This is a genomic window from Mesorhizobium sp. M4B.F.Ca.ET.143.01.1.1 (assembly GCF_004792275.1).
Classification (GTDB): Bacteria; Pseudomonadota; Alphaproteobacteria; order Rhizobiales; family Rhizobiaceae; genus Mesorhizobium; species Mesorhizobium abyssinicae.
In genome coordinates this window covers 348,233-372,728 of sequence record NZ_SRSR01000004.1, presented here as the reverse complement: position 1 = coordinate 372,728, position 24,496 = coordinate 348,233, and the positions used below count along the sequence as shown (strand labels likewise).

32 protein-coding genes are annotated in these 24,496 nt (G+C 60.2%); 30 read left to right on the top strand and 2 right to left on the bottom strand.

The features are described 5' to 3' along the window. Positions 1-416 precede the first annotated feature (416 nt). The 9 genes from EN786_RS12550 (at position 417) to EN786_RS12510 (ending at position 8,248) form a co-directional block, all read left to right on the top strand. Positions 417-650 carry a hypothetical protein gene (locus EN786_RS12550; RefSeq protein WP_145972925.1) on the top strand — a complete coding sequence of 78 codons (234 nt, stop codon included), beginning with the start codon at positions 417-419 and terminating at the stop codon, positions 648-650. After that, the gene (locus tag EN786_RS12545) at positions 613-1,911 is read left to right on the top strand and encodes a phage terminase large subunit (protein WP_246688731.1); all 1,299 of its coding nucleotides are present in this window, start codon (positions 613-615) and stop codon (positions 1,909-1,911) included. The genes EN786_RS12550 and EN786_RS12545 overlap by 38 nt, the downstream gene beginning before the upstream one ends. Positions 1,912-1,918: 7 nt before the next feature. Further along, positions 1,919-2,110 (top strand): hypothetical protein, encoded by a 192-nt coding sequence (locus EN786_RS12540; protein ID WP_135908465.1) that lies wholly within the window; start codon positions 1,919-1,921, stop codon positions 2,108-2,110. After that, entirely contained in the window at positions 2,110-4,131 is a 2,022-nt protein-coding gene (locus EN786_RS12535; protein ID WP_135908463.1) for a portal protein, read from the top strand. Before EN786_RS12540 ends, EN786_RS12535 begins: the two co-directional genes overlap by 1 nt. Further along, entirely contained in the window at positions 4,115-4,357 is a 243-nt protein-coding gene (locus tag EN786_RS12530; RefSeq protein WP_135908461.1) for a hypothetical protein, read from the top strand. Before EN786_RS12535 ends, EN786_RS12530 begins: the two co-directional genes overlap by 17 nt. 1 nt (position 4,358) lies before the next feature. Further along, complete coding sequence (locus EN786_RS12525; protein ID WP_135908459.1) at positions 4,359-5,801, top strand: SGNH/GDSL hydrolase family protein; 1,443 nt, start codon at positions 4,359-4,361, stop codon at positions 5,799-5,801. Positions 5,802-5,835: 34 nt separating this feature from the next. Continuing rightward, positions 5,836-6,693 carry a hypothetical protein gene (locus EN786_RS12520; protein ID WP_135908457.1) on the top strand — a complete coding sequence of 286 codons (858 nt, stop codon included), beginning with the start codon at positions 5,836-5,838 and terminating at the stop codon, positions 6,691-6,693. A gap of 70 nt (positions 6,694-6,763) precedes the next feature. Then, positions 6,764-7,978 carry a P22 phage major capsid protein family protein gene (locus EN786_RS12515; RefSeq protein ID WP_135908455.1) on the top strand — a complete coding sequence of 405 codons (1,215 nt, stop codon included), beginning with the start codon at positions 6,764-6,766 and terminating at the stop codon, positions 7,976-7,978. A 54-nt stretch (positions 7,979-8,032) separates the two neighbouring features. Further along, on the top strand, positions 8,033-8,248 hold the full coding sequence (locus EN786_RS12510) for a hypothetical protein (RefSeq protein ID WP_135908453.1): 216 nt from the start codon (positions 8,033-8,035) through the stop codon (positions 8,246-8,248). Positions 8,249-8,405: 157 nt separating this feature from the next. Here the strand turns inward: EN786_RS12510 and EN786_RS12505 are convergent, their stop codons facing one another. Further along, positions 8,406-8,747 (bottom strand): hypothetical protein, encoded by a 342-nt coding sequence (locus EN786_RS12505; protein ID WP_135908451.1) that lies wholly within the window; start codon positions 8,745-8,747, stop codon positions 8,406-8,408. On the opposite strand from EN786_RS12505, the gene EN786_RS12500 reads away from it, so the two are divergent. The 11 genes from EN786_RS12500 (at position 8,727) to EN786_RS12450 (ending at position 19,340) form a co-directional block, all read left to right on the top strand. Continuing rightward, positions 8,727-9,512 carry a class I SAM-dependent methyltransferase gene (locus EN786_RS12500; protein WP_135908449.1) on the top strand — a complete coding sequence of 262 codons (786 nt, stop codon included), beginning with the start codon at positions 8,727-8,729 and terminating at the stop codon, positions 9,510-9,512. The two genes, EN786_RS12505 and EN786_RS12500, sit on opposite strands and share 21 nt — an antisense overlap. Before the next feature lie 3 nt (positions 9,513-9,515). Further along, the gene (locus EN786_RS12495) at positions 9,516-10,166 is read left to right on the top strand and encodes a hypothetical protein (RefSeq protein WP_135908447.1); all 651 of its coding nucleotides are present in this window, start codon (positions 9,516-9,518) and stop codon (positions 10,164-10,166) included. Then, positions 10,163-11,623, top strand: coding sequence for a hypothetical protein (locus tag EN786_RS12490; RefSeq protein ID WP_246688730.1), 1,461 nt, complete (start codon positions 10,163-10,165; stop codon positions 11,621-11,623). The genes EN786_RS12495 and EN786_RS12490 overlap by 4 nt, the downstream gene beginning before the upstream one ends. After that, entirely contained in the window at positions 11,620-12,078 is a 459-nt protein-coding gene (locus EN786_RS12485) for a hypothetical protein (protein ID WP_135908445.1), read from the top strand. Before EN786_RS12490 ends, EN786_RS12485 begins: the two co-directional genes overlap by 4 nt. Next, entirely contained in the window at positions 12,062-12,910 is an 849-nt protein-coding gene (locus EN786_RS12480; protein WP_135908443.1) for a tail fiber domain-containing protein, read from the top strand. Before EN786_RS12485 ends, EN786_RS12480 begins: the two co-directional genes overlap by 17 nt. Before the next feature lie 45 nt (positions 12,911-12,955). Then, positions 12,956-13,210, top strand: coding sequence for a hypothetical protein (locus tag EN786_RS12475; RefSeq protein ID WP_135908441.1), 255 nt, complete (start codon positions 12,956-12,958; stop codon positions 13,208-13,210). Between the two features lie 12 nt (positions 13,211-13,222). Next, positions 13,223-14,545, top strand: a complete 1,323-nt coding sequence (locus EN786_RS12470) for a hypothetical protein (protein ID WP_135908439.1) — start codon at positions 13,223-13,225, stop codon at positions 14,543-14,545. Next, complete coding sequence (locus EN786_RS12465) at positions 14,546-16,573, top strand: hypothetical protein (RefSeq protein WP_246688729.1); 2,028 nt, start codon at positions 14,546-14,548, stop codon at positions 16,571-16,573. It begins immediately after the preceding gene. Positions 16,574-16,826: 253 nt separating this feature from the next. Next, positions 16,827-17,582 (top strand): hypothetical protein, encoded by a 756-nt coding sequence (locus EN786_RS12460; protein WP_135908437.1) that lies wholly within the window; start codon positions 16,827-16,829, stop codon positions 17,580-17,582. A 4-nt stretch (positions 17,583-17,586) separates the two neighbouring features. Then, the gene (locus EN786_RS12455; RefSeq protein ID WP_135908435.1) at positions 17,587-18,675 is read left to right on the top strand and encodes a hypothetical protein; all 1,089 of its coding nucleotides are present in this window, start codon (positions 17,587-17,589) and stop codon (positions 18,673-18,675) included. Next, positions 18,675-19,340 carry a hypothetical protein gene (locus EN786_RS12450; RefSeq protein ID WP_135908433.1) on the top strand — a complete coding sequence of 222 codons (666 nt, stop codon included), beginning with the start codon at positions 18,675-18,677 and terminating at the stop codon, positions 19,338-19,340. The genes EN786_RS12455 and EN786_RS12450 overlap by 1 nt, the downstream gene beginning before the upstream one ends. Before the next feature lie 3 nt (positions 19,341-19,343). On the opposite strand, the gene EN786_RS12445 is transcribed toward EN786_RS12450, so the two are convergent. Beyond that, positions 19,344-19,874, bottom strand: coding sequence for a transglutaminase-like cysteine peptidase (locus EN786_RS12445; RefSeq protein WP_135908431.1), 531 nt, complete (start codon positions 19,872-19,874; stop codon positions 19,344-19,346). A 50-nt stretch (positions 19,875-19,924) separates the two neighbouring features. Here EN786_RS12445 and EN786_RS12440 point away from each other — a divergent pair, with 50 nt between their 5' ends. The 10 genes from EN786_RS12440 (at position 19,925) to EN786_RS12395 (ending at position 24,417) form a co-directional block, all read left to right on the top strand. Then, a complete protein-coding gene (locus tag EN786_RS12440; RefSeq protein WP_135908429.1) occupies positions 19,925-20,842 on the top strand; it encodes a hypothetical protein in 918 nt (305 codons plus the stop codon). A 39-nt stretch (positions 20,843-20,881) separates the two neighbouring features. Next, positions 20,882-21,097 (top strand): hypothetical protein, encoded by a 216-nt coding sequence (locus EN786_RS12435; RefSeq protein ID WP_189524283.1) that lies wholly within the window; start codon positions 20,882-20,884, stop codon positions 21,095-21,097. A 217-nt stretch (positions 21,098-21,314) separates the two neighbouring features. After that, entirely contained in the window at positions 21,315-21,797 is a 483-nt protein-coding gene (locus EN786_RS12430) for a lysozyme (RefSeq protein ID WP_135908425.1), read from the top strand. Positions 21,798-21,909: 112 nt separating this feature from the next. Then, positions 21,910-22,278, top strand: a complete 369-nt coding sequence (locus EN786_RS12425; RefSeq protein ID WP_135908423.1) for a hypothetical protein — start codon at positions 21,910-21,912, stop codon at positions 22,276-22,278. Further along, positions 22,275-22,535: a hypothetical protein gene (locus tag EN786_RS12420; protein ID WP_135908421.1), complete on the top strand. Its 261-nt coding sequence runs from the start codon at positions 22,275-22,277 to the stop codon at positions 22,533-22,535. Before EN786_RS12425 ends, EN786_RS12420 begins: the two co-directional genes overlap by 4 nt. After that, a complete protein-coding gene (locus EN786_RS12415) occupies positions 22,532-22,711 on the top strand; it encodes a hypothetical protein (protein ID WP_135908419.1) in 180 nt (59 codons plus the stop codon). The genes EN786_RS12420 and EN786_RS12415 overlap by 4 nt, the downstream gene beginning before the upstream one ends. A gap of 32 nt (positions 22,712-22,743) precedes the next feature. Continuing rightward, positions 22,744-23,289 carry a hypothetical protein gene (locus EN786_RS12410; protein ID WP_135908417.1) on the top strand — a complete coding sequence of 182 codons (546 nt, stop codon included), beginning with the start codon at positions 22,744-22,746 and terminating at the stop codon, positions 23,287-23,289. Beyond that, on the top strand, positions 23,286-23,693 hold the full coding sequence (locus tag EN786_RS12405) for a MotA/TolQ/ExbB proton channel family protein (RefSeq protein ID WP_135908415.1): 408 nt from the start codon (positions 23,286-23,288) through the stop codon (positions 23,691-23,693). Before EN786_RS12410 ends, EN786_RS12405 begins: the two co-directional genes overlap by 4 nt. Continuing rightward, positions 23,690-23,878: a hypothetical protein gene (locus EN786_RS12400; protein WP_135908413.1), complete on the top strand. Its 189-nt coding sequence runs from the start codon at positions 23,690-23,692 to the stop codon at positions 23,876-23,878. The genes EN786_RS12405 and EN786_RS12400 overlap by 4 nt, the downstream gene beginning before the upstream one ends. A 23-nt stretch (positions 23,879-23,901) precedes the next feature. Next, positions 23,902-24,417, top strand: a complete 516-nt coding sequence (locus EN786_RS12395; RefSeq protein ID WP_135908411.1) for a hypothetical protein — start codon at positions 23,902-23,904, stop codon at positions 24,415-24,417. Positions 24,418-24,496: the final 79 nt, after the last annotated feature.

Here is a 24,496-nt window from a genome sequence, read left to right as displayed (position 1 = left end):
GAGCGCGTCATCCGGTGCGGGTTCGCTACTCGCGCGCAGTCCAGCCTGTGAGGTCTGGCCGCTCGAACCTTGAAGCGAGGCACGATGTCAGAACCATCGCCTCCCATCGGCCGTGTAGCCGAGTTCATCATCATGTCGGGATGGATTCTGCTTGTCGTAGTGTGCTTCTGCACAATCCTAGAGGTTTGCTATCTGGCGCTGACCAGCCAAGCAATCAGCGACCCGTTGCAGAAGCTGGCGTTTACGAGCGCGGGGTTTTTGTTCGGGAGCTTCCCGACAATGGTCAAGGATCTCATCGGACGATAATTCCCGGCAACAATCCGAAAGGAACTGCCAATGTGTTCAATCTTGAACAATCAAACGGTTAGGCCAATTTAATGGCTGGCCGTCCTCCGAAGGAAAAGTCCTTCGCCAACATGCTGAAGATCGCGATCACCGCGACGGGCAAATCAGGCGAGCCGAAGCTGCGCGAAGTCGCGGAAATGCTGGTTGACCAAGCACTTCTCGGCGAAGGCTGGGCAATCAAGGAAATCGCCGATCGCATCGACGGGAAAGTACCACAGGCTGTTGTCGGTGATGACGAAAGCGATCCCATCAGCCTAGTCCATGTAATTGAGCGCCGCCTTGTCCGGGCGAACACTGGAAATTGAGACGGCGGAGGTTTTCGAACCTCTTCTAACTCCAGCTCGATACAAAGGCGCACACGGCGGGCGCGGCTCTGGCAAGTCGCATTTCTTCGCCGGCCTGATGATCGAGGACAGCCTGGCGGAAAAGGGTCTGCTCTCGGTCTGTGTTCGCGAGGTACAAAAGAGCCTGAAGGATTCAGCCAAGCGCCTGATCGAGGCAAAACTGGCCGAATACAGGCTTGGGACTGCGGACGGCTTCAAGATCTTCAACGAGAAGATCGAAACGCCCGGCGATGGCGTGATCTTGTTCCAAGGCTTGCAGGACCATACGGCGGAATCGATCAAGTCTCTGGAAGGCTTCAAGCGCGCCTGGGTCGAGGAAGCGCAGACGCTTTCCACTACGTCGCTGACACTGCTTCGCCCGACAATCCGCGCCGATGGCTCTGAGATATGGGCGAGTTGGAACCCTCGCAGGAAATCAGATCCGATCGACGTTCTGTTGAGGGGCGAGAAGAAACCAACCGGCGCCGCTGTAGTTCGCGCCAACTGGTCGGACAATCCTTGGTTCCCGGGCGTGCTTGCCCAAGAGCGCATGGACTGCCTCAGAGACGATCCCGATCAATACGCGCATATCTGGGAAGGCGACTACGCCACGGTTCTCCAAGGCGCCTATTACGCTAGGAGCTTGGCAGAAGCGCGGCGGCAGGGCCGCATCGGTGTTGTTTCACGTGACCCAATCCTGCCGGTCTACGCGGTGTGGGACATTGGGGTTCGGGACGCAACGGCCATCTGGATTTGCCAGTTCATCGGCAAGACCATCCGGGTTCTCGACTATTACGAGGCAGTCAGGCAGCCGCTCGCCGCTCATCTCGAATGGCTGAGATCCAAGGGCTACGGCTCGGCAGAATGCATTCTGCCTCATGATGGCAGCAAAGAGGACGCGGTAACGGCGATCCGTTTCGAGGATCATATCTCGGCCGCCGGCTTCAAGGTTCGCACGGTGCCCAACCAGGGCAAGGGCGCAGCGCTCAAGCGCGTTGAGGTGGCGAGGCGACTTTTCCCTGCTGTCTGGTTCAACGAAGCCACATGCGCCGCCGGCATCGATGCGCTGGGTTGGTATCACGAGAAGTTTGACGAGGCGCGCAATATCGGCCTTGGCCCCGAACATGACTGGTCATCGCACGGTGCCGATGCATTCGGCCTGATGTGTGTGGCCTACGAGGAGCCAATCGAGCGCAAGCGCGCTGCGCAGCCTCGATATGCAGCCGGCGGCTGGATGGGATGACCAACATATGAATTCCGCATTTCATGTCCTGAAGATGAAGCTTCACGGTGCACTGGCAGATATGCCCGAGGATGTCTTGAGGCAGGCTGTAGAAGTATGCCGGCGCATTGGCGCTGATACGGAAATCATGCCGAACGTTCCAAGCCTTGAAGTGCTCTGCGCTGCCGCGGGGATATTGAGCGAGCGCGAGCGTTCCTGATGGCAGCCAAGAAGAAATCCGACGATGACGACATCCTGAAGGCGGCAAAAGACGCATTTCAGGATTGTCTCGACGCGGAAAACCTCAATCGCACCACGGCATTGGAGGACATCACATTCGCTCGCCTCGGTGAGCAGTGGCCGTCCGATGTCGTAAGGCAGCGGCAGATCGATGGGCGTCCTTGCCTGACGGTCAACAAGCTCCCGACCTTCATTCGCCAGGTCGTCAACGATGCGCGGCAGAACAAGCCGTCGATCAAGGTGCATGCGGCCGATAGTGGAGCCGATCCCGAGACGGCCGATGTCATCAACGGACTGATCCGCAACATCGAATACACCTCGAACGCGGACACGGCTTACGACACGGCCACCGAATGCGCTGTCACTGGCGGCTTTGGCTATATCCGCGTCGGCATGGACTATTCCTACGACGACGCCTTCGACATGGACATCTGCATCAAGCGGGTGTCTAATCCGTTCTCGGTCTACGGTGATCCGAATTCAAGGGAAGCCGACAGTTCCGACTGGGACAAGGCTTTCGTTGTCGATCGCCTGACCAAGGAGCAATTCAAGGCTCAATGGGGCGACAAGGCCCAAGTCGATTGGGACGATACGTCTTGGCAGTCATGCGGCGAAGCATGGCGCGATGGCGAGACCGTCACTGTTGCCGAGTACTGGACGCGTGAGGATATCGAGCGGCCGATCGTGCTGCTCTCCGATGGGTCAGTACACGACAAGGAAGATCTGGAAACGCCCGAGTTTCAGACGCTCCTGAGCGCCAACGTGGTCCAGATTGCCGGCGAGCGCGTGTCGAAGTCCTGCAAAGTGACGCAGCGCTTCATGACCGGCGCCGAAATCCTCGAAACCAGGGAATGGCCGGGTCGCTATATCCCGATCATCCCGGTTTATGGGGATGAGTTCGATGTGGAGGGCAAGCGCTACTTCCGCTCGCTGATCCACAACGCCATCGATGCCCAGCGCATGTTCAACTACTGGCGCACGGCTTCGACCGAACTGGTCGCGCTTGCCCCGAAAGTTCCCTTCATCGGCGAAGAGGGCGCTTTCGACGTTGACCAGGACCGCTGGCAGACGGCCAACACCAAGAGCCACGCCTATCTCGAATACTCCAAGGGCAAGCAGCCGCCGCAAAGGCAGCCCCTGGACATGGGAACGGCCGCTGGCGCGCTTCAGGAGGCGCTGAATGCCTCGGACGATATCAAGTCTATCATCGGACTCTATGACGCTTCGCTCGGGGCTCGCTCGAATGAGACTTCAGGCCGGGCAATCATGGCCCGTCAACGCGAAGGCGACGTTTCAACCTTCCATTTCATCGACAATATGGCCCGTGCCATACGTCATACGGGCCGGATCCTCATCGATCTCATTCCAAAGGTCTATTCCGGCCAGCGCGTCATCCGCGTGATCGGCGAGGACGGCGAACAGCAGGCAAAGCCAATCAACCAGCCCTATCCGGCACAGAATCCGGAGACTGGCCAGCCAATGGTTGATCCGGAGACGCAGCAGGCCATCATGGCCATGCACGATCTCACGGCCGGCAAGTACGATCTGACTGTCACGACAGGCCCGAGCTTCACCTCCAGGCGCGAGGAAGCGGCAGCGCAGATGACTGAGATGATCCGGGCATTCCCCGAATCCGCTCCGATCGTCGGCCCTGAGCTGGCGAAGAACCTCGATTGGCCAGGCGCCGACAAGATCGCTGAGAAGATGGAAGCTATGGCCTCGGGCAAGCTCCCTGAGCAGGCGCAGCAGCAGATGCAACAACTGCAAGTTCAGGTGCAAAAGCTTTCTGAGGAAAACCAGAAGCTCAAGCAGGACCAGAGCGCGAAAATCGCGGAATTGCAGGCCGATCAGCAAATTCAGTTGCTCAAGCTGCAGTCCGAAAAGGAAGTCGCCGCCGCCAAGATCGAGGCCGACAAGGAAATCGAGTTCTTCAAGGCACAGACGCACGCGGCAGCCGTTGCCGCGCAACCGAAGGTAGTTCCGAATGGCAAGCCCAGTTGAGCCCATCACGGCGTGCAATGCGACCGCCGTCACGAAAAGCGACAGCACGGCGGTCCTGTTCAACGCCGTCTATGTCGGCGGCACTGGCGATCTTGCCTTGCGCCCGGTGAACGGCACCGCTGTTACGTTCTCCGGTGTGCCGGCCGGCACTATCATCCCGCTCAAATGCGATCGGGTGATGTCCACCAATACGACGGCCACCAACATTGTGGGATTGAACTACTAACATGCTCGGCCTAGGGTTTGGCGGTCTGGGCAGCATGGGGCTTGGCGCAGGAGGCGCCCCAGCGCCGCCCAATCCGACATATCTGCCTACCGTTTCAGCGTCCCCGTCGTTCGTGGTGGGGACGTCCAAGCTTATCTCGGCCTATGCTGGGGCTGCGGGGCGAACCCAGCGCATTTCTGACGATGTGGAGGCGGACGTCGCCTTCGGCACCAAGTTTGCCGACGTCTCGGGTATTGGCCTCGGCACGCACAACTGGAAAACGCTCTACGATCAGACCGGCAACGGCAACCATATCACCCAGGCGACCAAGGCCAATCAGCCTGCCGCGAGCAATCTCAAGTATGCCGGTTGTCCAGCCGTCCACTTCGACAGCTCAGATCTCGCTGTAGGCGTCACGTCGAAGAACATGGTGTGTGCCACTGGCCCGGCAACGGAAAAGTCGGCGTTCACCTCGTTCTTCCTCCTCGCGCCGACGCACTCGTTCAACGACAACTACTATTTCCGTCAGCCGCACACCGCGACGACGCTTTCCCTGTTCACTCAGACCACCAACGTTGGCGTTCGCGGCAACAACTCGTCGCCATTCAATTCCACCCGCAAGATGCCCCGCGCCCAACCTCACGTCTTGCGTTGGAGGGGTAGTGCCGCCGGCAAGCAGTTCGCCGTCAACGGCTCGACACAGCTTCTTTCCACGGCGCCCACCGCCGGCCCGGAGACCGGCATCGCCGTTGGCAGCCATTCGTCCACCGCCAGCTTCGACGGCAAATTCGACCTCATAGCGATCGTCATCTACAACGCCGCGCTCTCTGACGCGGATTGCCTCCTGGTTGAGACCGCGCTTTACGCTCAGTGCAACGTGCTCACTTCGGCGAGCAATCTCGTCATCTTCGACGGGGACAGCCGCACACAAGGCGCCGGCCGCACGTTGAACGAGACGTGGGTCAAGAAATACCTAAGCAGCACAGGCAAATCCATCCACGCTGTCAACATGGGCGTTGGCGGTCAGACGCTCTCGACCATGGCCACCAACGTAGCCGCTCGCGTAGCGGCTCTCTACGATGCCGCCTACACCAAGAACATCGTGGTGATGGGCGGCCCGGCAATCAACGACTTCACCGCCAACCAGACAGCAGCGCAAGCGCAGACATCCATCCAGACCTACGCATCTGGTCTCAATGCGAACCAAACTCTGGTTGTCGCCACAGTGCCATTGCGTGACACATCGACGGCGCCGCAGAACCAGGCCCGCATCGACTACAACACATGGCTCAAGGCCAATTATGCCAGCCTGAAGACCGGGACGGTTCTGGTCGATCTCGACGGGATATCGCAGTTCCAGGCGTGGTCATCGACCTACTGGATCGACATCGTGCATTTCAACGATGCCGGGCAACAGCTTTGGGCAGCGGCATTCGCGCCCACCATAGACGCGTTGCTCGCCTAGTTTTTCAACTGCACCAACCGAAAGGAGTGCACCCATGGACGGTGAACAGGAACCTATTGCCCCAGTAGAACCGGAAGCCCCGGCAATCGAACAGGAGATGGAGCCCAATCCGCCGGAACTCGCGGACGGCGAACCGCCCGAAGCACCCGAGCCAGACGAAGACCTTGAGGAATTCGACTGGGACGGCAAGAAAATAAAGGGGCCGAAAGGCCTCAAGGACGGCGTGCTGATGCATGCCGATTATACCCGCAAGACCCAGGAAGTCGCAGCCACTCGCAAGGAATTGGAAGAGCGCGCGCAGCGTCTCGACCAGCAGTTCAAGGCGAGTGACGAGGAGATGAACGCCCGCGCAGCGCTCATCGCCATTGATGGCGACCTCAAGTCCTACGACAATGTGGACTGGGACGCGTGGGAACAGACGGACCCGCTGGCCGCCCAAGCCGGGTTCCGCAAGTGGCAGCAGTTGCAGGCGGCGCGCTCTCAGGTCGCCAATCACCTGAACGAAAAGCAGAACGCGAGGACTGTTCAGGCGCAGCAGGATTCTGCCAGGCGCCTACAGGAAACCCGCCAGTACGCTGAGACCAAAATCAAGGGCTGGACGCCAGAGATCGATGCGAAGGTCACGGACTTCGCGACAAAGGAGCTTGGGTTTACGTGGGACATGCTGAAATCGGCATACAACCCCGCGATCTACCGCACGCTTCATCTCGCATGGCTCGGCCACCAGGCCCTCAACACCAAACCAGCAACATCCGCCCCAAAACCTCCGCCGACTGAGCCTCTGAAGGTCGTCGCGGCCAAGGCCAACCCGCCAGCCGCCAAGAGCCTGAGCGCCATGTCGATGGAGGAGTACGCAGCGCACCGCAAGAAGCAGGAAGCGGCGAGGCGGTAAACCTCACCCTCGATTGAACGTCGGATGACGTCCAGTCCCAGCGCGGCCAAGGCCGACCGAAGGAACTACCATGGCTAACACCACTTTGACTGCGGACATCATTGCCAAAGAGGCAGTGATGATCCTCGACAACAACCTTGTGATGGCGAAACAGGTGTTTCGCGGTTACGAAAACGAGTTCGACAAGAAGGTCAACGGCTACAACGTCGGCGACACGATCTCGATCCGCAAGCCGACCGACTACACCGTCCGCGACGGCGCCGTCATGGCCGTTCAGGACGCCGTGGAAGGCAAGACCACGATTGTCGTCAACCAGCGCAAGGGCGTCGATTTCAAGTTCTCGTCGCAGGACCTCACCCTGAAGATCGAGGACTTGTCCGAGCGCATCATCAAGCCGGCGATGGTCCAGCTTGCCAACCAGGTCGATCGTGACCTGATGGGCCTCTACAAGTACGTTCCCAACTGGGTCGGCACCGCCGGCCAGACGATCAACAGCTACGCGGACTTCGCGCTGGGCCCCCAGCGTCTGGACGAATATGCTGTGCCGGAAGATGGCCGCAGCGCCGTTCTGTCGCCGGCCGATCACTGGGGCCTGCTTGGCTCGCAGACCGCGCTCTACATTCAGGACGCGGCCAAGGGCGCCTATCGCAACGGCTCGCTGGGCATGATCGGCGGCGTTGACACCTACATGTCGCAGAACGTCCCGACCCATCTTGTGGGTTCGGATGTCTCCGGCACGGTCAACCAGTCGATCACCTCGGCCACCACGACCTACGCCTCGGTCAAGGACTCGATGCAGCAGACCATCACGGTTGCGTCGCTGAACCTCAATGCCGGCGACGTGTTCACGATTGCCAACGTGAACGCGGTCAACCCGGTGTCGAAGGCCGACTTGGGCTTCGCCAAGCAGTTCACGGTCATTTCCTACAGCTCCAACACGCTGGTTTTCTATCCGGCCATGATCTGGTCTGGTGCTTTCCAGAACGTCGCGGTTGCTTCGGGCACTTCCGACCTGAACACGGCAGCGATCACCGCTGTCGGCACAGCGGCGACCAACTACCGTCAGAACATGATGTTCACCAAGAACGCCTTTGCCCTGGTCTCGGTCCCGCTCGTGTCGCCTCCCGGCGCCGTGGACGTGTCCCGCCAGACCTACAAGGGCACCAGCGTTCGCGTGATCCCGGTCTATGACGGCGTGAACGACGAAAGCGCCTGGCGTCTGGACATCCTGTACGGCGTCAAGGCGATCGATCCCCGGCTGGCTCTGCGCATCAGCGGCACCTGATCCTGACGGGGCTCCGGCCCCGTTTTCTCCCTCCATTCACAAGGAACCACTCCCATGGCTGTCAAGCAGCTCTCTGACGGTAGCCCGGCCGGCACTCGCATCGGGCAGTCCGCAACGGACAAACTGGCATTCTATGCCCTCTCGACGCCGATCGCGCGCCCCTCGGTCACCTGGCCGAACACCGCGACGGCAACGACCACGCTCAATGAAGCCAAGGCCAACCGCCTGATGGTTGCCCTGGTCAATCTCGGCCTGATCGTCACGACCTGAAAAGCGAGGCCCGGTGTCCTTCAGATATTATGATGCCGGGCCTTCTGCTTCCGGGCAGAAGGTCATGCTTGCCACCACTGTCTATGACAGCCCGGATGCATCCTATGTGTTTTCCATCGCCAGAAGCCGAGAGGCGCTTACGGCGGCGGGCATTCAGTCAGCCTACTATCTTCTTCAAGGCAATTGCCACGTTGATGACGGCAGAAATGCCGTTGTCGGCGACTTCCTGAAGTCCGATTGCACCGATCTGGTGTTCCTCGATGCCGATGTGTCGTGGGAACCGGATGCTCTGGTGACGCTCTGCCAGACCGACCGTGATCTTGTCGGCGGGGTCTATCCCTACCGGCGCGAGAGCGAAGAGGAAAACATGCCGGTGCGTATGCTGACCGGCGTCAACGATGTCGATGAGGATGGCCTTCTGGAAGTCGAAGGGCTTCCGACCGGCTTCATGAAGATCAAGCGCCGCGTGCTTGAGGACATGGCCACCACCGCCAAGCATTTCCTCAAGAACGACGGCCTGCACCCAGTCCTGTTCGAACGGGACTATTACGGCGGTGGCCGGCGAGGCGGCGACATCCGTTTCTGCATGGTCTGGCGCGAGATGGGCGGCAAGGTTTTTGCCATCCCGGAGTTGAAGCTTGGCCATTGCGGCAAGGCTGTGCTGAAAGACACGCTCGGCGCGTCTCTGCGGCGCCGCAATGGGACGTCTCTGGCGTGGATAGTTGAGCAGATCCAGACCAGGAAAGCAAAGCTCTCGACCTTTGAAGAGGCGTTTCGTTCAATCGGCAACAAATGGGCGGCTTCGGCCGACGTGCTTCAGGTTGCCACTTCTCTGGCGCGGTCTTCAGATGGTCCGGTTCTCGAAATCGGCTCCGGGCTCTCGACCATCGCCATGGCTGCCACCGGCAAAGAAGTCTGGTGCATCGAGCACGACCCGCACTTTGCCGAGAAGCTTGAGCAGATGGCGGCGGTTGCTGGGGTTTCGGACAACATCATTCTTGTGACGGCCGATCTCAAGGACGGCTGGTACGACCTCACCGACGAGTTGCCGGCGGAATTCGGGCTGGCGTTTGTCGATGGGCCGCCACGCGTCCTCGGGGATCGCATGGGTTTCTTCGACCGCTTCGGAGAGCGCTGCAAGGTCATTCTCTACGACGACGCCAGTGACGCCGTGATCGGCCCCAAGGTCACGGCATGGGCCAAGAGCCAAGGTCGCGAACTGCAAAAAGACGGTCGCGCCGGGGTGATCCTGCCGAAGGGCTGACAGATGGCAATCACTAACTTTTCAGAGCTGAAGACCGCGCTCTCCAACTGGATGACGCGGCCGGATGTCGCCACGCAGGCAGAGGAATGCATTTCCTTGGCCGAAGCGGCATTGAACCGCGAGATCGGCGCCGTCGAGACTGACGCGACCATCACCGGGACGCTCGATTCCCGCTCCATCGACATTTCGTCGCTGAATTGCGTCGTTCCGATCGGCCTTTTCTTGGCAGAGGCCAGCCGCGATGAGGTGGAACTTACGCCACAGGCCGATGGCACGTTTCCTTACCGCGTGAACTCTGGCTTCCCGCGCTTTTGGGCGATTGATGGGACCAATATCGACTTTGATTGCCCGCTCGATCAGGCCTATCCATTCCGTTTCCGCTATCGCCAGAAATTCGCCCTCTCGGACAGCGCGCCGACCAACTGGCTGCTGACCAACCATCCTGACGTGTATCTCGCAGCGGTTCTCGTCTGGGGTGGGATCTTCATTCAGGACGATCCTGCCGCCGCACGGTGGGTTTCTATCCTCAATAGCGCCCTGCCATCGGTTCGCGCCGCGATCTCCAAGAACAAGCGGGCATCACTGACCGTCGATACGATGCTCCAGCGCCAGCGTTGGTGGCCGCTGAACAACCTCACTGGCTGGTATCCGTGACCACTGTCCTGTTTGCGGCATGGGAGCCCGACAAGGCGGAACTGAACGGACAGACGACAGGCGACGTGTCCAACGTCCTGTGTTCGACCTTCTCCTATATTCCGTTCCCCGACTTTTCCGCCCTGACTTCGGCACTATCAGCCAAGCCCTTGGGTTATTTCCAGGCGCGCAGCCTGAGCGGACAGGTAAGCACCTTTGCCGGCACCGCAACCAAGCTGTGGAAGCTCGACAACACGACGTTGACTTGGGAGGACGTGTCAAAATCTGCCACGACCTATGCCGCGAACGACGATGCGCAGTGGTGCTTTGAGCAGTTTGGTGAGTACGTCGTCGCGGTCAACATCAACGACAATCCACAGGTCTTTCACCTCGGCGTCTCGACCGATTTCGACAATCTGGCCGGCTCCCCTCCGAAGGCAGCCTTTGTCAAGGCATGGGGCGATTTCCTCTGCCTGATGCAGCTCGCCACCGACGCTAGCGCGGTCCACTGGTCGGCACTGAACGATATCACCGGCTGGACGATCGGCACCGACAATTCGGACACGCAGAGTTTTCCGGAGGGCGGGGCGGTTCAAGGATCATCGCGGGCGACAAACCCGCTGATTTTCATGGAGCGGGCCATTTATCTGGGCACCTTCGTTCCCGGCTCGTCCATCATCTTCTCATTCGTGAAGATCCACGACAAACGAGGCGCAAAATCGCCCTATTCGATCGCCTCTCGGGGTGAAAATACCTTCTTCGCGGATGAGGGTTCGTTTTTCCAGATCGCGGCGGATGGCTCGATTGCCGATATCGGTTTCGAGAAGGTTTCGAGGACGATTTTCGGGCAGTTGGCGTCCTCCGACATCGGTTCGATGGTTGGGGCAATTGATCCGTTCTACTCCCGCGCCTACTGGACCATGGACATCGGCGGAACGGGCTCGTTCAACACCATTCTGACCTATGATTGGCTGCTTCAGCGTTGGTCGAAGGCCAGCCAGGTCAATTACGGCATCTTCCCGGCCGCGACGGCTGGCTACACGCTTGAGGGCTTGGATGCGGTTTCATCCAGTCTCGACGCTCTGCCCTATTCGCTCGATTCCAAGGTCTGGCAGGGCGGCGCGCCTGTCCTTGCGGCGTTCAACAGCACCTACCAGATGGGCTTCTTCAACGGCCAGCCGAAAGAGGCCGTCATTACCACGCAGGAGCAGGGCGACATCACAGGCGGCGTGACGTTGATTTCGTCGGTCTATCCGGTGGTGGACAATGACAACTGCACGATAGCGATCGGGACGCGGTTCAAGCGCGGGCAGACGGTCTCCTACACTGGGGAGATCACTGCAACATCGGCAACGGGCCGCTTCGACAAACTGAGCGCTGCCAGGTTCCAGCGAGTGAGGGTGACAATCCCTGCCGGCGAGGACTGGTCGCAGGCGCAGGGCGTAGACATCACAGCGCAGCCGGCGGGGCGGCGTTGAGCAAATACACGATCTACAACGCCAGCGAATGGAATCTGGATCGGCTCGGGCCATATCTGTCCGATGTGGTCCATGAGATGGGCCGGTTAGCTGATCGCTTCCCCGGCGATGTCACGACGGCGGCATTGTTTCAGGAGTTCCTGAGCGGGAGAAAAACGCTCTGGCTCATCCTTGAGGGCGACAGGTTCGTCTCGATGGGCATGTCGTCCATTCGAACCGTCGATGCAACCGGCCAGAGAATTGCCACGCTCTGCGACCTCGCCGGGCGCGATGTCCATAACTACGCGGCTGAACTGTGCGCCGCCGTCGAAGCGTGGGCCGAACAGCAGAACTGTGGAGTTTTCGCCGTGGAGGGTCGGGAGGGCTGGAAGCCTCTCCTTGCTCAGTACGGCTACAAGCCATTCGCGGTGCTTTACCGCAAGACCAAGGTAGAAGCCGATGGGAACATCCACTAGCTCGACGCAGACGAACAGCCCGCCCAAATGGGCCGAACCGCTGTTCAAGCAGTCTGCCACCGAAGCGCAGAATATTTACAATTCCGGCGCTGGTGGGAACACCTATACCGGGCCGACTGTAGCCGATCTGTCAGGCACGACGGTTGGCGGCATCAACCAGCTTGCCACGGCCGGCGCGAACACCAACACGGCTGGCACCCGTCCGCTCTTCGAAGGAATTGGCGCCGCTTCGGCCGGCCCGTCCTATTCGGAGCAAAATCTCCAGAATATGGCCAATGGCTCCTATCTCGCCAATGGCAACCCGTATTTCAACGATGCGCTGAAAGGTCAGCTCGATCAGACGGCATCACAGGTCCAGAGCCAGTTTTCCGGGGCAGGGCGCTATGGTTCGGGCGCGAATACCGGCGTTCTCACCAACCAGCTCGGCAACATCCGCTCCAACGTCCTGATGAACCAGTTCAATCAGGACAGCCAGAACATGCTGGCCGCCAACAACCAGTTGGACGCATCACGCAATGCCGGCCTCGATCGTGCCCTGAGCGCAACCAATGCGATGTCGGGCCAGGATCAGCAGCAATTCCAGAACGCGCTCACCGGGGCGAATGCCACGCTGCAGGCTGGCGGCTTGCTCGATACGCAGGCGCAGCGGCAACTCAGTGACCTTGTTAGCTCCTGGTACGCGCAGGACAATCAGGACTGGACCCGGCTTGGCCTGCTTCAACAGGCTGCAGCCGGTGCGGCTGGCGACTATGGCACGCAGACCGGGCATTCCTCATCCTCAAACCCGCTTGGCGCTCTTGGGGCCATCGGCGGCCTGTTCGGAGGCAAGTAAATGGGCGGCTCCACTCAATCCACCCCGCAGATGGGCGCCTCCCCGATGGGCGCCGTCACACCCGGCACCAACGCGCCGTTCCATGGCTACATGCAGACGCCGATCGCCCCCATCTCGGCACCCCAGTATCCGGGACTGTCGCCAAGTGTTGAGCAGGCGCAGGCCGCGACCGTTGCAAGGATGCTGGCACGCACTCCCGCCATGGCCGCGCCTGGGGCAGCACCAAAGAAGCCCGTCGAAGAAAGGCATGGGGGTAGCGGCAATGGTCGCGGCGGCCTTGGCGGCCCGATGGCCGGTTAAAGGAGTCTCGCGGTGGACCTTCAGTCGCTCCTTGCTGCAATCCTGAACCCGAACGGCACCCAGCAGGCCGCGCCTATGGGCGTGCCGCAGGTCGGGGATCACAACAACCCGAATGCGCTTCGCGCACAGCAGCCGCAGACAGCCCAGCCAATGGCGTTCGCGCCCCAGCAGGCTCCGCAGGCCCAGCCGATGCCGCAAGGCGCCCCACAGGCCGCGCCCGCCTCGAATGGTGGCAGCTTGGGCATCCTCGGTGATATCTTCGCGCCGAAAGCATCCGCGCGCAATCGCACGGTGGGCTGGCTTCAGTCCCAAGGCCTCGATCCGGGTACGGCGACGGTGCTTGCTTCGGATAAGGGTGCATTGCGCTCCTACATCCTCGCGCGATCCCAAGGGCAGAAGCCGATCGAGATTAACGGACGCCTTGTTGATCCCAATACCTATCAGGTGCTGGCGGATTTCAGCGAAAAGAAGGCGCGTGAGATTCGAAACGACGCGAACGGCACGCCGCGCTATGTCGATACTGGCCAGCCTGTTTATCCGGGCGACCAGAACACTGGCAAGGAAATGTTCACCGGCAAGAGCGTGGACGCTCAGGGCCTGAACTATCTTATCAGCCAGGGACTTCTGACGAAGGAGCAGGCGGCCAACGTCGCCGCAGGCAAGACTGTAACCGGCCCGAACGGCGAAATCATCTTTATGACGCCACAGGGGCTTTATCAGCAGCCAGCGAATGGCGGCCCGTCCCAACCTGTTGGCGAGCCGCAGCAGGCACCTCAACAGGGCGGCAACATCCCGGTAACTGGGCCGAAATACAGCGAGGACATGCGCAAGGCGGGCGGCTTTGCCGTCCGCGCACAGGAGGCGGACAAAATCGTATCTCAGCCCAATGTCACGGCGGCCGGGTCGTCAATGGGGCAGAATGCAATGGCTGGGGCGCCGTTCGGCCTTGGCAATTATCTGGTCAGCAACGACTACCAGCAGTTCGACCAGGCGCAGCGCGATTTCATCAATGCCGTCCTCCGTCGTGAATCGGGCGCGGCCATCAGCGAATCCGAATTCCAAAATGCGCGCCAGCAGTACTTCCCGCAGCCCGGCGACGGCGAGGATGTGATCAAGCAAAAGGCGGCCAATCGGCAGCTTGCCGTCCAGAGCCTCTATCAATCGGCTGATCCTGTCCCGGCTATGACTGGCCCCGCACAGCGAACCACTACGCCTGGAGCCAATGGCCCGCAGAGCGCACCAAAGAAGGCCCCAACCGTGGGAGAAACCCGCTACGGCTACCGCTTCAAGGGCGGCGATCCCTCCGAGCCTTCGAACTGGGAAAAGGCGAACTAAATGCCGCTTCCGTGGGAAGAATTCCAGTCTCAGGGCAAAAAGCCCTGGGAGGATTTCAAGAGCGATGGCACAGCCGAAGCCTCCGCACGCGCTCAGGCTGGCATTACCCGCGCTCAGGCTCTCCGTAACGGTGCCTCGCGGGAAACTCCGGTCAATACCGAGACTGGCCAGCCGGCAGGCGTTCCCGGGTTCTCCCCCAACAACTATAGCCGCTCGGGATCGGCGGCGATGGGTGCTGCGAACTCTACCACGTTTGGCTTCGGCGACGAGATTGCCTCTCTTCTCGGCTCTGCCCTTATTGGCGTTCCGCGCAAGCAAGTCCTGCAGGAAATGCGCGCCGATGACGCGAAGGCGCAGGCAGACAATTTCGGCTCTTATCTGGGCGGCCAGATCGGTGGCGGTCTTGCACAGGGCATTGCAACGGGTGGCGCTGGCTTTGGATTGAACGCGGCACAGACGGGTGGGACGCTTGGCAGAGTCGCCCTCGGCAGCGCGCTTGATGGGGCGCTATATGGCGGCCTTCTCGGTGCAGGCAATGCCAACGGCGACTCCGCCGATCGCGCCAAGGGTGGCTTGCTTGGTGGCGCTGCTGGCTTGGCTGGCGGCGCGGTTGCCCCCTATTTGGTGGCTGGTGCTTCTGCTGCAGCTAAGCCGCTGATCGCGCCGATCATGGCTCGCCTCCAGCCGCAGAATTATGCCGATGCTGCGTTGACAGAAGCTCTGTCGCGCTCGGGGCGCACTCCTGCTCAGATAGCGCAAACGCTGGCTGATGCGCAGGCCGACAATCAGGGCATGTTCACCTTGGCTGACGCTCTCGGCAATGCCGGCCAGCGTATGCTCTCGACTGCCGCGCGCAACCCGCATGAAGGCAGGCAAACTCTTGTTGAGGCTTTGCAGCAGCGTCAGATGGGCCAGGGCGATCGGCTGGCTAACGCTCTCTCGGAGGGGTTCGCTGCGCCCGATACGGCAGTCCAACGCGCTGCGACCCTGACCGGCGCCCGCAATGCGGCTGCTGATGTGAACTATGCCGCTGCCCGTCAAGGCGCTGGTCCTGTGGATGTATCTGGCGCGATTGCCGCTGCCAATGATGTTTTGACGCCGGGCGTCAACAGGCTGGTCAATCCTGGCTCTGGTATCGCGGATGACAGCTTGGAAGGCGCAGTGCGTCGTGCGCGCAATCTGCTTACAGACGGTCAGTCCCAAGTTTCCGACTTCAACTCTGTTTTGCGAGCGAAGCAGGATATCGCAGACCAGATCGAAACGGCGGTTCGGACGGGGAAGGGCAACCAGGCGCGTATCCTCGGACAGATCAATAGGCAATTGGACGCTGCCCTAGAGGGCGCATCACCGGGCTACCGGCAGGCCAACGACCTATTCCGTACACAGAGCAACGCCATCAATGCGGTTGATACTGGCCGCGCCGCTGCATCGGGCCGCACCCGCGCGCCAGACAATATCCAGACCTTCAACGGGCTTAGTCCCGCCGAACAGAGTGCATTCAGGGCTGGGTATGTGGACCCGCTCATCGCTAAGGTTGAGAGCGCATCCAACTCGCCGACAACCAACAAGGCGCGCATGCTGATGACAGAGAAGACGGGTCAGGAGTTCCCTGTTTTCTCGGCTCCGGGACGTGGCGACCAGATGGGCACGCGCATTGCTCGTGAACAGCGTATGTTCGAGACGGCCAATTCGGCGCTTGGCGGGTCTAAGACCGCCGATAATCTCGCGGATGCTGCCGATCTGAACAAGTTCGACCCCACCATCATGACAAACCTGATGCAGGGGAGGCCCGTCGCAGCGGTCATAGCTGGCGTGACGAAGGCACTCAACGAGTCTCGCGGCTTGCCGCCGTCAGTCCTTACCCGCCTGTCGCAGTCCCTTATGGAGACCGATCCGGCTGCGGCTCGGCTTCTGCTCTCGACGGGCACCGCGCGTAACCTCAATGCCTCTGGCCGCCGTGCAATCTACAGCGCAGTCCTGTCGCGCATAGCCGGGCCGGCAAGCGTTTTGGCAGTCACAGGAAATTAGCGGCGCATCCACGGCGGGACTTTATTGCCGGTGATCTCTGTCATGATCACGACGAATACGACGCCCGACCCAAGCCCGAGGGCGGCAGAGTGCCAGTCAAGCATGTCGAAGAAGTAAAACCCGAGCCACAGAACAAGAACCATACCCCCAGCTAGCCATAGAACGCCGTTGCCGGTCCTGTCTCGCGGCGGTTCCTGCGGGTCGTGATCGATCTGCATCCCCAAACAAATAGTACATCTCTCCGAGGTCATCAATGAGCCTTGAAGCCTACATCCGGCAGGCCGCCGCCGCGCGCGGCATTGATCCCGATATTGCCGTGCGCGTGGCGAGTGGTGAGGGTGGCCTTGCCAATCCTTTCCGTCATGGCGAAGGGCCAGCACCGCGCAGCCAAGACCCTCGTTTCGGGCGCCTCGAAAACTCGTTCGGTCCATTCCAACTCTACATCAGTGGGAATGGTGCTGGCTTGGGGGATCGGGCGGTTGCCGCTGGCGTAGACCCGCGCACGAACTGGCAAGGCGGCATAGACTTCGCTCTCGATGAAGCCAAGCGGAAGGGCTGGGGCCAATGGTATGGGGCAAAGGCCAAGGGCGTTACAGGCATGATGGGCATCGGGAATGCGCCATCTCCTCTAAGCCCCGAGGCCGCCCAATTCGTCCAGAACAACCCGCAACCTGGGGGGTATGGCTCGGCAGTCGAGGGGCAAACTGGCGGCGGCTTGGGTGGCGGCATTGAAGGTTCTGCGCCAAAGTACGAGGCGCCCGGCCTAGCGCCCTTCGGTGGGTCTGGCGGCATCCTTGCTGATGTGCCCTCCGATGTCGCAGCCTATGCGGCCTCAGACGAAAAGTCCCCACTCCAAAAGTTCTTCGCCAAACTGGCCGATACGCCCGACGCGCCTCCAGTTCGCTTCCAGCAGATGGGTGACGCCCGCCAGACCGGAAACAGCCTGCTCAAGCAGCTTCAGGCCACGCCAATCTCCGACATTCTCTTGAAACAGCGCCTCTTGGGATAGCCAGATGTCATCGATCTACGACTGGTCCACGACCGCCGCAAGCAACGCCACTTCTGACGGCGGCATCAACTGGGTTGAGGGACAAGCCCCATCCACGGTGAACAATTCCGCACGCCAGATGATGGGCCGCCTTGCGGAACTGATTGGCGATATCGGCGGCGCTCTCACTGCTGGCGGTACGGCAGATGCGCTCACGGTGACGGCGAACTCAGCCTTCACCACCTATGCGAACGGCCGACTCCTTGCCTTCACAGCAGCCTCAGACAACACGACCGCCGCAACTCTCAACGTCAATTCGATTGGCGCCAAGTCCATCCGCAAGATGACCACCAGCGGCGACTCTGCCCTCTCTGGTGCTGAAATCCAGGCCGGCGGTGTCTATCTGGTGCAGTATTCGACTGCGGCCAATGCAGCGGCAGGCGGGTGGATCTTGGTCAATCCGACTGTTGTTATCAATGCCGCCACGACTTCGGCCTCTGGCATTGTCGAACTTGCCACGGATGCAGAAGCGCAGGCCAAAACAGACACTTCTCGCGTTCTAACCCCGAGCAATCTCACGGCGCTTGGCGGAACTTCTACGTTTGCCGGTTTCCTCGAACTCGCGACGGATGCCGAAGCGCAGACAGGCACCGATACCGCGAGGGCGATCACGCCCGCCAACCTCCAGGCAGTCACAGCCACCACGACGCGCAAGGGTGTCTCGGAATTCGCCACCTCAGCGGAATATAGGGTGGGCACCGACACGGGGCGCTCGCTTGTCGTGGATCAAGTGTGGGGCGCCGCTGCTGAAGTCACATTGACCGATGCAGCGACGATCGCTGTTGATTTCTCCACATTCATCAATGCTGTGGTGACGCTCGGCGGCAACAGAGCTCTCGGGAACCCGACAAATGAGAAGGTTGGGCAGTCCGGTGTCATCCGTATCGCGCAGGACGGTACGGGATCAAGAACCCTCTCTTTTGGCACGGACTGGGAATTCGCCGGCGGAACAGCTCCGACACTCAGCACGGCCGCTGGTGCCAATGATCTGCTGTTCTATCACATCATTGCCACCGACCGCATCTTCGGTAATCTCATCCAGGCGGTGGCCTGATGCTCCCCGGCTTCACAAGCTTTCCGGCGTCCGGAGAGACCCGTTCGGCTGCGTTCATTGAACGTATTGACAGTGTTGGTTTCCCATACTCCGCAACAGCCAACATCGGGGCCGCAACAGCCAGCCGCCGAGTAGCTGTAGTAGTCCACTGGAACGAATTCTCCTCCCACCGAACAATCACCAGTGCGACGATCGGCGGGATGGCCGCAACGATCCACGTTCAGCGCGGGCATACAGGTGGCGTTACCGGACTTGGGGTGGGTATTATCAGCGCCATTGTTCCTACGGGAACAACGGCAACGGTGGCTATTACACTTAGCGGTGGTGCAGGCGCGGTGTCGTTCGGTGTCTGGCGCCTCGTCAAATACAGCACGGTGGTGGCTACCGGCAGCGACGAACAATCAGTAACCTCTGGATCTGTAATCGTAAATATAGCCACTACCGCTCCGAGCTTTGTGCTTGCAGGCTATACGGGGTCAACAAACATTTCCACCATCGACCCCACGTGGACCAATGCAACGTCAAGGTATCAAGAAGATCTGACAATTCACGCGTCGGGTGCTGATGTATCAGGGTTGGGCACGGGGTCCGTCACCATAACCGCCAACCCCGGAAGCAACCCCGACAGCGGCGATGACCTGGTTGTCGTCTCGTGGTCGGCGTAGACGCTAGTCAGCAGAAAGCCATGCTTTTGGGTTTTCAATGCCTTCCATGTAGGCCCAATCAACCATCATTCGGTCAAAGCCGTAGATTTCGTCCGTCATGTTGTCCATGATCTTTAGGCCGTGGTCAGTGCGGATCGCAAGCACGTTGTGGTCGTTGCCCTCGCTCTCCCCATGGAGATGGGCATAGATGAACAGGACATTGGACGGATCGAATCCGCGCTTGAGCAGGATGTTCCGCTTGGTCAGCGCGAAATCGTCGCAGTCGCCCCATTCCGGGCCGTCATCGAAGTGGTCCTCTACGTCGAGGCGATACTTGATCGAGCGGTTAACCGCTCGATTGACATCCTCTAGCGTGCTTTCCCACTGAAGGTAGTTGACTGGCTTGGCCACCGTTCTGATCTGGCATTGCTCGGGATGGTCCTGGCAGAGGATGCGGAACCCCTTCGGCCAAGCTCCGGTAAAGCCATACGTGCTGCCGGATGCTTGATCCGCCACCAATATTAGTAAAATTGAAAGTAAAACGCCGAGCCGCATAACAACAATATGCGTGTTGCTTGGGCGCTTTACAATGCCTCTGAGGTCTTATGGTCTCTACACCCATCCCGATCGAGAGCATCAGTGACAGGACGCAAATCCGCGTCCAGTTGCTGGCGAGCGGCAACGCCGTCCATGCGCCGCTGGAAACGGTTTCACCGGCCCTCGGGACCGACATCCATGGAGCGACGGCAAAGACGACGCCGGCCGATGCCGATGAATTCCCGCTGGCGGATAGCGCCGCTTCCTACGTCGTCAAAAAGGTAACATGGGCCAACATCAAGGCCACGCTGAAGACCTATTTTGATACGCTCTATCAGCCGCTCGCGTCGGCGCTTACGTCTTGGGCGGCCATCACCAGGGCATCGGGCTTCGATACGTTCGTCGCAACACCAAATTCGGCCAATCTTCGATCTCTGTTGACTGATGAAACCGGAACAGGTGCAGCGGTCTTCGCTGGGGCGCCGACGGTTACGGGCGTTGCCGTCTTCTCGGGCGTTCCGTCGCTGACTGGCGGCGCACTCACCTTCCCGGCAACTCAGGTTGCCTCTGCCGGCGCTAATGACCTGGATGACTATGAGGAAGGAACGTTTACCCCTGCGTTTTCAGCAAGCGGATCGACCTTTTCATATTCAAACCAGACCGGCGTCTATACAAAAGTCGGCCGATTGGTCGAGTTCGATATCACTCTGATCCTGAATACGTCAGGGAATACGCTTACAGCAAATAATCTGACTGTCACGGGGCTGCCCTTCACATCTGCCGGTGGCGCGGGCGTTTTCCCTGTCCGCTGGAGCGCTTCCACGACTTCATACATCGACATGCTCGTTCGCGTCAGCGGTACGACTTTGGTCGTCGAGGGCAACACTGCGGCGGCAACCTCAAACGCGACAACTTTACTTGCCAACGGCGTTCTGCATGCGACCAATGGGTCAACGTTTCGCGTAATCGGTGTCTATCATGTGTGAGGGTATCTGATGGCACTCGCCGAACGACAAGAAACATCCATGAACATCCTGCCGGATGGCGTGTTGCAAGCCCGCATGGATCGCATCGTTTATGACGATGTCACCAATGAAGACATTGGCCGGAGGATCACCCGCGTCGTCTACACGCCCGACATGGACCCGGCAACGCTTCCCGCGAAGGTGCGCCGGATTGCCAATATCGTCTGGGATGCGGCGACGGTAGCCGCCTACAAAGCCGCTCATCCGAGCGCCTAATCAGCAACCTTATCAAGGGCGTGGCGGCTTAGCGCTCGGAGCGTACTCTGGATAGGCCGCAAGGTCGCCCCAAGCGCCAGAGCCTTCGACGGGAGCCTTTCGACTCTCTCTGATCTTCTTCAACGTCTCAGCGTCAACTGAGGGGCGGGGTTCGAGAGAGTCTTTTTCTGTCATCAGCCTTTCTCGCATCAATTCACATCGACCTCAAGAGGTTCCCATGGGAACGAGAACACGCCTGGTTGGCGCAGCCGGGGCGCTGACGGCGCTTGGCACGCTCGCCGTCAACACGGTTGGCGGCTACGAGGGCCTTCGCCTTGTGGCCTATCAGGACGTGATCGGGGTCTGGACGGCTTGTCGCGGCGAGACGGCCGGCATCAAGAAGGGCATGCGCTTCACCCGCGAGCAATGCGACGTGATGTTCATCGATTCCCTGACCAGGCATGAGGCCGGCATGCGGGCATGCCTCAAAGACCCCGATGGCATCCCGGCCGAAATCTACGTCGCGGAACTCTCGCTCACCTACAACATCGGCGTCGGCGGCTTCTGCAAGTCATCCATGCCGGCAAAGCTCAATGCCAAGAACTACGTGGCGGCCTGCAACACGTTCGGTTCGTTCGTGAAGGCTGGCGGCAAGGTCATCAAGGGCCTTGTGACGCGCCGGCTGCAAGAGGCGGCTCTTTGCCGGAAGGGCCTACGCTGATGGCTGCTGCGATCGCAACCGTCCTCTATGCCGGCCTCGCGACCATAGGCTTCATCGTCTGCCTGCTCATCGTCCTGTGGGTTCTTGCGGGCTTTTTCTGGGGGATGCCGAAATGATTGCCGCCATAGCGCGCGCGCTCGGTCTAGACAGCCTAGTCGTCTATGCGGTCATAGCTTTGGTCGCTGGTGGCGGGTTCTTGCTCTGGAGCGCCCATAAATACAACGCGGGCTATGCCGATGGCTCATCGCATGAACGCGCCGCATGGGTGGCGCAGCGCGAAGAGGACCAGGCTAAGCAGCTCGCCAAGGTCGCCGCCGATCAGCGCAAGATAGACCAGATCGAGGCCGACAATCTAGCACTTCAGGGTCAGCTTGCCGAGACGCAAGTCGCGCTGGAAACCGCCATCCACACCGAAGGCGCGGACCAGAAGCCGGCGATGTCGAAGAATGTCGCCAAGGCGCTCAATGGGGTAGGCCGATGAAGATCCTTCTCCTGTGCGCTGCTATCGCGCTCTCCGGCTGCGCCTCATTCAATCGCCATTCCGTCCTGCCGCCCGTCACCGCGAAAATCCCCCAATCGCTCAAGCAAGCCTGCGCTGGCGTTGTCGCCATCCCCGAGCGCGACCTCACAGAGGGCGAAATCGCGCGGTTGTGGGCCAAGGACAGAACCTCATTGCTAATCTGCGCGCGGCGCCATGGAGCGCTGACGAAAGCAGCCTCCGTTTTGGAGGGAAAATGACGGTGGAAAAAGTGACCAATACTGTAGCCGCCGCCTCCGTCATCTCGCCGCTCTGGCTGCCTTCGCTCGCAGAAGTTTCGCAAGCCGCCGCGCTCATGCTCCCGATCCTGGGCTGCCTGTATCTGCTCGTCCAGCTCTACTGGAAAATCTCCGGCCGGGATCGCGACCGGGACTAAGCCTACCCTCCTCAAATCGAAGGAATACCGCCGTGGGTGAACATCCGCGCTTCTGGGTTGCGTTTTCGATTCTGCTGGCTTCGTTGGCCTTGGCCATGTTCATGTCTGTAGTCCTGACCATTCGTGCGCACGCTGCGCCGATGCCTTCCCCGCCCATTGTTCACATCACCAACGACGGCGGCGGTTCCGTCACGGAATACTATCAGCGCTACAAGGCGCTTTCGAACGCCGGAACCGAGATCCATTTCCATGGCTGGTGCATGTCCGCGTGTACCATGTTTTTGTTTACGGAATTCACCGGCATCAAGGCTTGCGCCGATCCAGGCGCGATGTTCGGCTTCCACAAGCCCTTTCAGATGAAGTCTGACCGCAAGACAGCCCTGCGCACCAAGGCTGCAGTAAGGTCCGCCCGCCAGATATGGAGCCTCTATCTCGAAAGCCTACCGCCCCTCTTGCGCCAATACCTGAAGCGCGTCCGCGTCCCTTCCCCAACGGCGGGCGACGAGACCAACACCATGTTAATCATCCCGGCTGAGATGCTGCTTCCTCGCTGCTCCAATACGGTGGCGGCGCAATGATCCGGCTCGCAATCCTCAATTTCGCCGGCCTTTGCTTCCTCGCTTGGGCGTGGTGGCTGGGATACGTCGGCTTCGTCTTCACCCATGACGTGTCGCACATCAGCTATCTGATCACAGCGGTGTTCGTTGCCTCTATGGTCGGCGTCTTCCTCGGTAAGACAGGGCACCTAGAGCGCACTGAGGTCTGGCTGGTGACGCTCGGCCTCATCGGCAACGTCGTCGGCTTCATCATCGCTCTCCAGAACATCGACACCGGCTCTCTTGGGACCGCTGAGGGCGTCCAGAAGGTCGCCGCGTCTCTGCTGGCCGGAATGGGTGTTGCCTTCTGTAGCACGCTTGTAGGGGCTGTGGCGGCGCTCTGGATCAGCGTCAATGCATGGGTGATAGAGGGAACTGCAAAATGATGTTCCACGTCAAATGGTTTTTGGTTGTTCCGTGCATCGTCAATTGGGTACTTGCTCTGGCGCTGACTTGCGCCGCGATCACCGCGCTTTCTAGTGGCGATTATGCCCGCGCGCTTGTGGTGCTTTTGTCGTCTGCGCTGTGCTGGGTGAATTTCTTCGCCTGCGGATTTCTGGCCTGGAAATGACCCCGGTCCTTGTCCGCGACCTTTTGATGAACATGCTCTTGGGCCTCACGGCGCTTGTCGTGCTGGTCCTCGCGCAGATCAACCCGATTGCGAAGGATCAGGAAGCGCTCCCGCCGCCCGGCACCATCGCCGTCCTTGCCTGCTGGCCTCCCGGCCCCACTGACGTTGACGTATGGGTATCCGACCCCAAGGACACCAAGCCAGTCGGCTACAGCCGCAAATCCGGGCCGGTCTGGGCTCTGCTGCGCGACGACATGGGCATCGTGAACGACGATAGCCCGATCAATTGCGAGAGCGTCTTTGCCCGCTCAACACCGGCCGGAGAGTTCGTCATCAATCTGCACGGCTACAGCATCCCATCTCCGGTCATGGTGCATGTCGAGATTTCGCTTAATGGCGCGCTTCTCGACAAGACCGACATGGAGATTCGGGCGAAGCAAGAGAGAACCGTGATCCGCTTCAAGCTGGACGGGCACGGCAATCTCGTTCCCGGCTCGGAGAACAAGGTGTTCAAGCCGTTGAGGAGTGCAGGACAATGACCATTGACGAATTCGCCAGAGGCATGGGCGACGCATATTGGTATGCCGCCATGGGGTGCTTCGTGCTCTTGGCGGTCTC